Below are 5,365 nucleotides of genomic sequence, written 5' to 3'. Positions count from 1 at the left end.
CCTGCGCGCGGCCGAGGCGTTTTTCCTGGCCCGTTCGCTTGAGATGCGCGACAAGGATATCATCTACGTCGCCAACCATCCGACGGCGGAGTTCGGCAAGTTCCTGCAGATCATCGGCCCGCTGCTGTCCAGTGCCAGAACGGTCGACGCGCTGGCGACAAACTGAGGGGATGGACCTGGCAAGAGCAGGCCAGCCCTCCCGAGTCTGGCCGTTGCTGCATTGCATCACTGGTTGAACTGCGCGGCATACGGTATAGCTTGAGTGTGTGGTGGGCCTTTGGGCCCGCCCGCCGGTTTTGGCAGAGCGCCATGAATTTTCCTATTTTTCAACAGATAGCTGTTGAATGGACTTGCGAAAGCGCATGGACGACTCTTTGACGGTGACGGAGCCCAATGTCTGAAAAAGCCGACGTGAAGCTTGCGGAGCCTGAGAAGCCGAAGGCGGTGACGCCTCAGCCTCAAAAGGAGGTCGTCGAGTCCAAGACGTCCCAGGAGGTCAAGGAGGTCAAGGAGCCGCGGGTTATCCCGTTGCGGATAGACCGCGCTGCTGCGGCGATTGCGCGCAGGGCCGATCTCAACATTCGCCCCCGTCACCTGCGGCGGGTTATGTTGAAGCTGTCCTTCGTGGTCTGCGTGATTTTGCCCAGCCTTCTTGGGGCGCTGTATTTCTTTCTGATTGCGTCCGAGCGCTATGCGGCCAGCGCCAGCTTTGCGGTTCGCAGCATGGACAGTGTGCCCTCAGGCGGGGATTTCCTGGGGGCGATTGCGGGCCTCTCGAGTGTCGGCACGACAACGACGGATTCCTATATCGTCCTTGAATACCTGAAGAGCCGCGAGCTGATCGAGAAGATCCAGGGCGAGTTTGACCTGCGGGAGGCATTCAGTAGAAGCAGTATTGACTTCTTCTACAGGTTGGATGCGGCTTCTCCTATTGAGGAGGTGGTGGAGTACTGGAAGTGGATGATAACTGCGACCTATGACAACACCTCAGCGATTGTGAGTTTTGAGGTTCAAGCGTTCACGGCAGATGATGCAGAAGCCATTGCTGCGCTGATTGTGAAGTACAGCCAGGACTTGATAAACCGGCTTTCTGAGAGAGCGCGCAAGGATGCTGTTCAATTTGCCCAGAAGGAGGCGGCGGCAGCCGAGGTGAGACTTAGGGTCATCCGAGAGGAGATGCGGAAGTTCCGCTCTTCATCCAGTGCGGTGGATCCGACGGCATCGGCCGCAGCTCAAGTGCAGCTTGTGACGGGCATTGAAACGCAGCTGATCGAATTGCGGGCCCGGCTTGGCACCTTGCAGGCCTCGTTGGATGAGGATGCGCTGCCGGTGGTTCAGCTGCGCAAGCAGATTGCGTCCCTGGAGCGGCAGTTACTCGAAACGCAGACGGAAGTGACGAATGAGACGGGTGACCCGAGCCGGGTTGGTCGGGGCTTGTCGAGTTTGCTGGCAGATTACGAGAAACTGCAGGTGGATATGGAGTTCGCACAGAAGGCCTATGCGACGTCGCTTGCCTCGTTGGAGCGCGCGCGTGCCGAGGCGGATCGTCAGCAGCGGTTCCTGGCAGTGTTTGCCACTCCCGGTCTTCCGGAGCTTGCCATTTATCCGTATCGCGGGCTGAACACGTTCCTGGTGTTTATTTCAGCCTTGATCCTGTGGAGCATTGGCGTGCTCCTGGCCTATTCCATTCGCGATCACATGCGATGAGGGGGCGTGTGGATAGATCGGGCCGAGGCTGTTGGACCGCCCTTGATGGATCGCACGGGGCTGGCTGATGTCTATGGTTATGGACAAGGTGGAGAACCCGCTTCGCGTCAAGGCGCGGGTGATCGCGGCGCTTGTGCTGCGCGAGTCACGTGTGACGTTCGGCTCGGTCAAGATGGGGTATTTCTGGGCAATCTTCGAGCCGGTTCTCGGAACGGCCTTGCTGACCTTGATTTTTTCGGTTGTCACCCGCCATCCCCCTATCGGGACAAGCTTCCCACTTTTCTTCGCGACGGGAATCCTGACGTTTCAGCTGTATCAGAAGCTTTCGGGCTCGCTTATGGCGGTGTTTGACGCCAATCGGGGTCTGTTGGCTTATCCGCTTGTCAAAGAGACAGATGTCGTTCTCGCCCGGTTTATCCTGATCGTGATGACCTATCTGTTTATCTACGTCATCTTCTTTGCAGGCTTGATGATTGTGGGAGAGGCTGGATTCCCGCACCGGTTGGATCAGGTTCTTTTCGCGATTGCGGCCATGGCCTTGCTTGGTCTTGGAGCGGGTTTGACCAATGCAGTTATCTGCCTATTGTGGCCGACATGGAAGAGAATCGAGAAGATAATCACCAGGCCACTGTTTTTCATTTCTGGGGTGTTTTTCATTCCCGATCTGTTTCCACCACATATTCGCTATGTGCTGTCCTGGAACCCGCTGCTGCATGCAATCGATTGGGTGCGGGTTGGCTACTATTCCAACTATCGCAGTTCGACGCTCGATCTGGGCTATCTGTGGTTCTATATCGGGGTGCTGTTGGCGGTGGCTTTTGGCGCGGAGCGCCTCTACCGGAAGCATCAGAAGTAGCAGGACCCAACGATGATTGGCTTCCGCAATGTTCGAAAGACCTACCGGCTGAGCGGCATCCGCAAGGTTGTGATCGACAATCTGACACTGGATCTGCCGTCGGATCGCAATATCGCGATATTGGGACGCAATGGGGCGGGCAAGTCGACCTTGATGCGGTTGATTGCGGGGGCTGAATTGCCGGATCAGGGGCAGATCATTCGCCGCGGCAGGGTGTCCTGGCCACTCGGCTTCAGTGGCGGCTTCAATGGTGACATGACAGGAATTGAGAATGCGCGGTTTGTGGCGCGCATGTATGGCGAGGATACGGAACGTGTTGTCGAGTTTGTTGAGGATTTTTCGGAACTAGGCCCGTCCATGCGCTTGCCGATCAAGACCTATTCGAGCGGCATGAAAGCGCGCTTGGCCTTTGGCGTGAGCATGGCAATCGACTTCTCCTACTACCTTATAGACGAAGTAACGGCAGTTGGAGATGAGCGATTTAAGCAAAAGTGCAATGAAATGTTTCAGAGTAAAATAGAAAAATCGAGAATAATTATGATATCACATAGTGTCACAACCATAAGAAAATTTTGCAAGAGCGGGTGTTATCTGGAGGGGGGGAGGTTGTTCTATTATGAAGATGTAGAGGATGCGATTGAAGTTCATAGTAATTCTCAAATTTAGAATTCTGACTAAGTTTTGAATTTCGCTACTGTGAAGTAAACGCGACTACGTTGGAAATATGACGGAAGACAGACTGATGGTTGATCTGCTGAGTGGTATACTTCGAGATCTGGGCTGGCCGGCCGGAGCCAAAGTATGAGTGTCCCGAACCACGACGTCTGTTCCTTTGTTATCTCGTGGTGCGATAGCGGCCTGTGGCGTCAGCGTTCGTTAATTGAGGGGTTCCTCAACGCACCGCTCTACCGCGATTTCGCAGCTAGGCGCCGTAAGGATGCTATACGGATTGGATGGGGCCTGAAAAAAAGTGGGTTGCGTGCACGCCGCATCGGCGCCGTTACGAACAGCCCGGTATGGCTACTAGAAGATGGTTTTCTGCGTTCGCGTCGGCTTGGCCACTTGGATCTTCCGTTATCTATCGTCGTTGACGATGTCGGTATCTACTATGATTGTAGTCACCCCTCGCGGCTGGAAAATTTAATCGCCGACAGTCTCTCTCCAGATCAAGAAATGCAGGCTCAAGAAATCATTGCTACGTGGCGTGAGATGCGAGTGTCAAAATACAATTTTCAACCCGACTATGCGGGGAGTCTGTCTGATAATTACATTCTAGTCGTGGATCAAACGAAAGAGGACCACTCTGTTTTGTATGGTGGCGCTGACCAGGAGGCGTTCGCGGTGATGCTAAGGGCGGCGCTCCACGAAAATCCCGGCTATGAGGTCCTGGTGAAAACGCACCCTGATGTGCTTGCTGGCCGACGCCCTGGGCACTTTGGGGAGGAGATTACACGTCTGTCCCCTCGCATCCACCTCATAGCGGATCCAGTTCATCCAGTGAGGCTAATAAAACATGCCGCCGCAGTTTATACCGTAACATCTCAGATGGGTTTTGAAGCACTCATCTGGGGCAGGCGAGTGAGGACATTTGGTATGCCGTTCTATGCAGGTTGGGGATTAACTGAAGACGATATCCGGATAAGTAACTCGCGGCGAACGCGGGCAACTGTCACGCAGTTAGTTCACGCGTCATTGCTAGAATATACTTGCTACAATAGTGATGATGCGAGAAAAGGTATCTTGGATACTGTCGATGGTTTTCAGAGTTTGGCGCGCAAATGTTCAGCCGGGCGCCTCACTCCTGGAGATGAGTGAGGTGCCTCCCAGTTCGGCTTATCCTCAACATCACTGCTCTTTTGCCATTTGGATGACATAGATGAGGACAATAAACTATGGCTTGGCGTTGTCTGGATAGAGGGGTGTTTTCGGTCGTGGTGCGGTCCTGTCGATGAGCGCCGTTTCATTCACTCTGGGAGAGGGCGCCATGCGTTCGCTCCATGTGCACTGGCTATAGTGTTTTCGTTGTTGCGATCGGTCTGTTGCAAATATGATATGACGATTTGGGCAGCATCGGTCGGCTTTCGAGTAAAGGAGATGCCATGTTTGACAATGCAAGCGTCCTCATCACAGGTGGGACGGGTAGCTTTGGAAAAAGATATGTAGAAACTATTCTCAGTCGGTATACCCCTCACCGGGTAGTAGTTTTTTCGAGAGACGAACAAAAGCATTTTCAGATGGAGCAGGCGTTTTCGGATTCCAGATTGCGCTTCTTCATTGGTGATGTACGTGACCGAGAGCGCCTCATGTATGCTTTTCGTGGCGTAGATTATGTCATTCATGCGGCTGCGATGAAGCATGTTCCGCTTGCCGAATACAACCCAACCGAGTGCATCGCGACAAATGTAGATGGTGCGCAGAATGTGATTGCGGCTGCCATAGCCAACGGCGTGAGGGGTGTCATGGCGCTATCCACAGATAAGGCGGCGAACCCTGTTAACTTGTACGGTGCAACTAAGCTCGTCTCAGATAAATTGTTTGTTGCGGCTAATAATATTGTGGGTGTGCAAAATATAAAGTTTGGAGTTGTCCGTTACGGGAATGTCTGTGCGTCCGCGGGTTCTGTCGTCCCATTCTTCGAGCATAAGATCGCCAGTGGTGCCAGCAGGTTGCCTATATGGTCTGCCCCCAAAGGGTGGTCCAGTTTTAGTCTTAGTGCATGATCGGCTTTTCGGCTATTGCCTGGGCAGATGGAGGTGCCGATCCGGGCGGTGGCGCGGGCCAGATAATAGCCTCCGGTGCTGG

General features: G+C 53.9%; 5 protein-coding genes. All 5 read left to right on the top strand.

Annotated elements, in window-relative coordinates:
• The first annotated feature begins 393 nt into the window (after positions 1-393).
• The 5 genes from P2PM1_RS19415 (at position 394) to P2PM1_RS19395 (ending at position 5,283) form a co-directional block, all read left to right on the top strand.
• Positions 394-1,707 carry a lipopolysaccharide biosynthesis protein gene (locus P2PM1_RS19415; RefSeq protein WP_186400186.1) on the top strand — a complete coding sequence of 438 codons (1,314 nt, stop codon included), beginning with the start codon at positions 394-396 and terminating at the stop codon, positions 1,705-1,707.
• A gap of 67 nt (positions 1,708-1,774) precedes the next feature.
• Positions 1,775-2,563, top strand: coding sequence for an ABC transporter permease (locus P2PM1_RS19410; protein WP_244301573.1), 789 nt, complete (start codon positions 1,775-1,777; stop codon positions 2,561-2,563).
• A 12-nt stretch (positions 2,564-2,575) separates the two neighbouring features.
• On the top strand, positions 2,576-3,229 hold the full coding sequence (locus P2PM1_RS19405) for an ABC transporter ATP-binding protein (RefSeq protein WP_186400185.1): 654 nt from the start codon (positions 2,576-2,578) through the stop codon (positions 3,227-3,229).
• 135 nt (positions 3,230-3,364) lie between these two features.
• A complete protein-coding gene (locus P2PM1_RS19400) occupies positions 3,365-4,378 on the top strand; it encodes a hypothetical protein (RefSeq protein ID WP_186400184.1) in 1,014 nt (337 codons plus the stop codon).
• 284 nt (positions 4,379-4,662) lie between these two features.
• Positions 4,663-5,283, top strand: coding sequence for a polysaccharide biosynthesis protein (locus P2PM1_RS19395; protein ID WP_186400183.1), 621 nt, complete (start codon positions 4,663-4,665; stop codon positions 5,281-5,283).
• Positions 5,284-5,365: the final 82 nt, after the last annotated feature.

The organism is Stappia sp. P2PMeth1 (assembly GCF_900185735.1).
In the GTDB taxonomy this organism is placed as follows: Bacteria; Pseudomonadota; Alphaproteobacteria; order Rhizobiales; family Stappiaceae; genus Stappia.
Note: the sequence above shows the minus strand (reverse complement) of the source record. Positions and strands in the feature narration are given on the sequence as shown.

Excerpts from the sequence above, each read along its gene's own strand:
- P2PM1_RS19415 (WP_186400186.1), top strand. The coding sequence starts at position 394 with ATGTCTGAAAAAGCCGACGTGAAGCTTGCGGAGCCTGAGAAGCCGAAG.
- P2PM1_RS19410 (WP_244301573.1), top strand. The coding sequence starts at position 1,775 with ATGTCTATGGTTATGGACAAGGTGGAGAACCCGCTTCGCGTCAAGGCG.
- P2PM1_RS19405 (WP_186400185.1), top strand. The coding sequence starts at position 2,576 with ATGATTGGCTTCCGCAATGTTCGAAAGACCTACCGGCTGAGCGGCATC.
- P2PM1_RS19400 (WP_186400184.1), top strand. The coding sequence starts at position 3,365 with ATGAGTGTCCCGAACCACGACGTCTGTTCCTTTGTTATCTCGTGGTGC.
- P2PM1_RS19395 (WP_186400183.1), top strand. The coding sequence starts at position 4,663 with ATGTTTGACAATGCAAGCGTCCTCATCACAGGTGGGACGGGTAGCTTT.